Here is a 1,395-nt window from a genome sequence, read left to right as displayed (position 1 = left end):
TAAGTGGGTCAGTTTCGGTTATAAAGGTGGGTCAGGTGATTTTTATAATAGTGGGTCAAGTGACTTTATATTTTCCACTCTCATGCTCTTGCTTATCAGTCCAAAGTTCTCTGCCATCTCACGTAGCGGCAGCCTCTTCCTGATTTTTCCCAGCTCGCTAGTCGCGAATGTCTGCCTATACAATTCATAAAAATCGAACTCCGTGAAAGGAAGATCGGGTGATATTCCAGAGAAATTTTGTACCTTAGCCATGCAGATTAATTTTTGCGATACCTCCAAATTTGGCTTTTCTAGGGCAATTGGAGGTATTCTTTTTATCTTTAGCTAAGATACAAATTTTATATTGCATTGGCAATCAATTCGTTATAAAGTTTTATTCTTTTTACGACAGTCCCTATTTATAAGTTCCTGAGCAACAAAAAGTTGCTCAGGAACTTATAAATAAAGTTAAATTATAGTGTTGCGGAATTAAGGATTTTTTCTTCTTTCTCGTTAATTTATCGAGCAAAGTTACTAAATTTGCCGTTGTATAATTATAAAAGAATATCTCTGTGATTTGAATTCAAGTATTCACCTGTAAGAAGTTACTAATGACAAAAAAGAAATTGCCCGTTCGTTTTACGGGTCAGCACTTTACTATTGATAAAGTGCTAATAAAAGATGCAATAAGACAAGCAAATATAAGTAATCAGGATACGGTTTTAGATATTGGGGCAGGCAAGGGGTTTCTTACTGTTCATTTATTAAAAATTGCCAACAATGTTGTTGCTATTGAAAACGACACAGCTTTGGTTGAACATTTACGAAAATTATTTTCTGATGCCCGAAATGTTCAAGTTGTCGGTTGTGATTTTAGGAATTTTGCAGTTCCGAAATTTCCTTTCAAAGTGGTGTCAAATATTCCTTATGGCATTACTTCCGATATTTTCAAAATCCTGATGTTTGAGAATCTTGAAAATTTTCTGGGAGGTTCCATTGTCCTTCAGTTCGAACCTACACAAAAGTTATTTTCAAGGAAGCTTTACAATCCATATACCGTTTTCTATCATACTTTTTTTGATTTGAAACTTGTCTATGAGGTAGGTCCTGAAAGTTTCTTGCCACCGCCAACTGTAAAATCAGCCCTGTTAAACATTAAAAGAAAACACTTATTTTTTGATTTTAAGATTAAAGCCAAATACTTAGCATTTATTTCCTGTCTGTTAGAGAAACCTGATTTATCTGTAAAAACAGCTTTAAAGTCGATTTTCAGGAAAAGTCAGGTCAGGACAATTTCGGAAAAATTCGGTTTAAACCTTAATGCTCAAATTGTTTGTTTGTGGAAAATATAAAGTCACTTGACCCACTATTATAAAAATCACCTGACCCACCTTTATAACCGAAACTGACCCACTT

Annotated in this window: 2 protein-coding genes; one reads left to right on the top strand and one right to left on the bottom strand. The window is 34.3% G+C overall.

What is annotated here, in order from left to right; all coding sequences use genetic code 11:
* Positions 1-42: 42 nt before the first annotated feature.
* Complete coding sequence (locus I2I33_RS20230; protein ID WP_195666896.1) at positions 43-252, bottom strand: hypothetical protein; 210 nt, start codon at positions 250-252, stop codon at positions 43-45.
* A 338-nt stretch (positions 253-590) separates the two neighbouring features.
* On the opposite strand from I2I33_RS20230, the gene erm reads away from it, so the two are divergent.
* Positions 591-1,331, top strand: coding sequence for a 23S ribosomal RNA methyltransferase Erm (gene erm / locus I2I33_RS20225; protein WP_195666895.1), 741 nt, complete (start codon positions 591-593; stop codon positions 1,329-1,331).
* Positions 1,332-1,395: the final 64 nt, after the last annotated feature.

Origin of the sequence: Butyricimonas sp. BSD2780061689_150309_C8, assembly GCF_015560935.1 — a bacterium.
Taxonomy (GTDB): Bacteria; Bacteroidota; Bacteroidia; order Bacteroidales; family Marinifilaceae; genus Butyricimonas; species Butyricimonas paravirosa.
Note: the sequence above shows the minus strand (reverse complement) of the source record. Positions and strands in the feature narration are given on the sequence as shown.

Excerpts from the sequence above, each read along its gene's own strand:
- I2I33_RS20230 (WP_195666896.1), bottom strand. The coding sequence starts at position 252 with ATGGCTAAGGTACAAAATTTCTCTGGAATATCACCCGATCTTCCTTTC.
- erm (WP_195666895.1), top strand. The coding sequence starts at position 591 with ATGACAAAAAAGAAATTGCCCGTTCGTTTTACGGGTCAGCACTTTACT.